Origin of the sequence: Streptomyces milbemycinicus (genome assembly GCF_002154605.1) — a bacterium.
Taxonomy (GTDB): domain Bacteria; phylum Actinomycetota; class Actinomycetes; order Streptomycetales; family Streptomycetaceae; genus Streptomyces; species Streptomyces milbemycinicus.
The window spans coordinates 1-2,700 of the sequence record NZ_MUNE01001072.1; the positions used below are offsets into that span (position 1 = coordinate 1).

Genomic DNA, 2,700 nt, shown 5'->3' on the forward strand with positions numbered 1-2,700 from the left:
GCGGCTGGGTGCTGCTCCACGAGCGCTGGCCCGATCTGGCGTCGCGCGACCTGATCATGCGCAACCACCTGGCCGGGGCCGAGCGCAGGGCGTACGAGCGACAGGCCCCGCGCGGCCGGCGGCAGTGGCTGCTGGGCCGGATCGCGGCCAAGGACGCGGTGCGGCAGTGGCTTTGGGCGCGTGGGGAGGGGCCGGTCTTCCCGGCCGAGATCCAGGTGTGTGAGGACCCGCGCGGCCGCCCGTACGTCCTCGGGGTACACGGCCGGACGCTGCCCGCGCTGGACGTCGCACTGGCCGGCCGGGCCGAGGCCGGGCTGGCCCTGGTGGTGCCGCGCCCGCCGGACCGCGACCGCGCGGACTCCGGGCCGCGCCCCGGCATCCATATCGAGGAGATCACCGGACTGGACACCGCCGCACAAGAAACCGCGGCCCTCCGCGCGGCGAAGGAGGCGGTCGCCAAGGCCGAGGGCGTCCAGAGCATCGAGGGCGTCGAGGGCATCGAGGGCATCGAGGGCATCGGGGACGAGAGCCACGGGCCGGACGTCACCGTGCTCGACGCGGAGGACCCACGGCGGCTCCTGCTCCACGTGGCCACGGCCGCCGGACAGCCGCGCCGCTACCGGGTGCACAGCGTGCGTACGGCCAACCCTCCCGGGTTGCCCAGCAGGGACTACGTCGTGGCCTGGACCACCGGCCCGGCGGACGACGAGTGAGGAGAATGACCAGTGAGTACCGCCAAGCAGACCGCCGCGGCGCCCGTGGCGGACGACGAGGAGACCGTCCTCGCGGACATCGCCGGAATGCTCCGGAAGATGCTCGACGAGTACGGCCTCGACGACATCGAGATCGCCGCGGACAGCCGGTTCATGGAGGACCTGGAGCTGGAGAGCATCGACCTGGTCACCCTGGCGGGAATTCTGCAGACCCGGTACGGGCGGCACGTCAACTTCGCCGAGTTCGTGGCCGGGCTGGAGCTCGACGAGATCATCGACCTCACCGTGGGGCGCCTCGTCGAGTACGTCGTCGGCTGCCTGAAGGCCGCCGGGGGGAGCTGACCGATGGCCATGGTCCATACCGGCGGACCGGACGGCGTCAGGCTCCATGTGCAGCGGCTCGGCCCCGGCCGGACCGGGCCCGCGACCCCCACGGCCGTGCTGCTGCACGGCCTGCTCACCGACAGCCTGGCCGCCTACTACTTCACCGTGGGCCCCGGGCTCGCCGCGGCCGGGGTCGACGTCGTCATGTACGACCAGCGGGGCCACGGGCGCAGCGAACGCCCGGCGCACGGCTACCGGCTGGATGCCTTCGTCGGGGACCTGGAGCGGCTGCTCGACCGGCTGGGCATCCACGGCCCGGTGCACCTGGTCGGCAACTGCTTCGGCGGGACGGTCGCGTTCCAGTACGCGGTCCGCCACCCGGAGCGGGTGGCCGGTCTCTCGCTGATCGAATCCGAACCGGCCACCCCCGCGTGGGCGGCGAAGCTCGAAAAGCTCCTCGGCTACACCGCCACCCAGCTGTCGGAGCACGAGGCCGACGCCCTGGCCTGGATCGACGCCCACCACGGCGGGCACACCGCCCGGCTGGCCAAATCGGCGGCCCGGCTGGTGCGCACCACCACCATCGCCGAGGACATACCGTCGAGCGCGGTGCTGGGCGAGCGCCGGATCCGCTCCGTACGCAGCCCGGTTCTCGCCCTCTACGGCGCCGATTCGGACATGGCCGCCCAGGCGCCGTGGCTGGAGTCGCTGCTGCCGTGCAGCCGGACGGTCGTCGTGCCGGGCCATGAGCACTCGGTCCTGGTCGAGGTGCCCGCCCTGGTGCTCCGCCATGTCCTGGGCTGGATCGGCGATCCCGGTGGGAGGCGTGGGATGCCTTCGACGGCGGCTCTCGCCGAGGTGGAGGCGGCCTCATGAGAGGCGCCGCCTCCGGACGCCGCTTCTTGTTCGTCGTGCCGCCGCTCGTCGGACACATCAACCCCACGCTCGGTGTCGGGGCCGAACTCGTCGCCCGCGGCCACCGGGTGGCCTGGGCCGGGACACCGGAGGTGGTGGGGCGGCTGGCCGGGGACGGGGCCGTGGTCTTCCGCTGCGCGGTGCCCCCGCTCGGCGAGGGCGACATCAGCGCCGTACGCCCCGCGGACGCGCGGGGCCCTGGTGCGCTCAAGTTCCTGTGGGAGCGCTTTTTGGTGCCGCTCGCGGAGGCGATGGCCCCGGGGGTGCGGGCCGCGGTGGAGGAGTTCCGGCCGGATGTGGTGGTCGCGGACCAGCAGGCCGTCGCCGGTGGTCTGGTCGCCGAGCGGCTGGGCGTACGGTGGGCCACCTCGGCCACCACCTCGGCGGAGTTCACCGGGGCGCTGGACGGTATGCCGCGGGTCGGCGCCTGGCTGGAAGGGCTGCTGGAGGGGTTGCGCACCCGGATCGGCGATCCGGCCGGGACGGCGGATCCCCGCTTCTCGCCGCATCTGGTGCTGGCGTTCACCACCGAGGAGTTGGCGGGCCGGCCCGTGCGGGCCGCGGAGCGCATCCGTTTCGTGGGCCCGTCGATCGCCGCCCGCCCCGCCGCGCCCGGCTTCCCCTGGCATTGGCTCGACCCGGCGCGGCCGGCCGTCCTGGTCACCTTGGGCACCGTCAGCGCCGACGCCGGAGCGCGTTTCCTCGCCGTCTGCCAGGACGCCACGCGCGCCCGCGCCGGCCGCGTCCA

At 74.1% G+C, this 2,700-nt stretch carries 3 protein-coding genes and 1 pseudogene; all 4 read left to right on the forward strand.

Features of this window, described 5'->3' with window-relative positions:
* Positions 1-713: pseudogene (locus tag CCN51_RS51075) on the forward strand (beta-ketoacyl synthase); the annotation flags it as partial.
* Between the two features lie 12 nt (positions 714-725).
* Positions 726-1,055: an acyl carrier protein gene (locus CCN51_RS51080; RefSeq protein ID WP_014173581.1), complete on the forward strand. Its 330-nt coding sequence runs from the start codon at positions 726-728 to the stop codon at positions 1,053-1,055.
* A 3-nt stretch (positions 1,056-1,058) separates the two neighbouring features.
* Positions 1,059-1,913, forward strand: coding sequence for an alpha/beta fold hydrolase (locus CCN51_RS51085; RefSeq protein ID WP_014173582.1), 855 nt, complete (start codon positions 1,059-1,061; stop codon positions 1,911-1,913).
* Positions 1,910-2,700, forward strand: a 791-nt coding sequence (locus tag CCN51_RS51090) for a glycosyltransferase family protein (RefSeq protein ID WP_143676216.1), incomplete at its 3' end; no start/stop codon positions are given. The genes CCN51_RS51085 and CCN51_RS51090, both read left to right, overlap by 4 nt.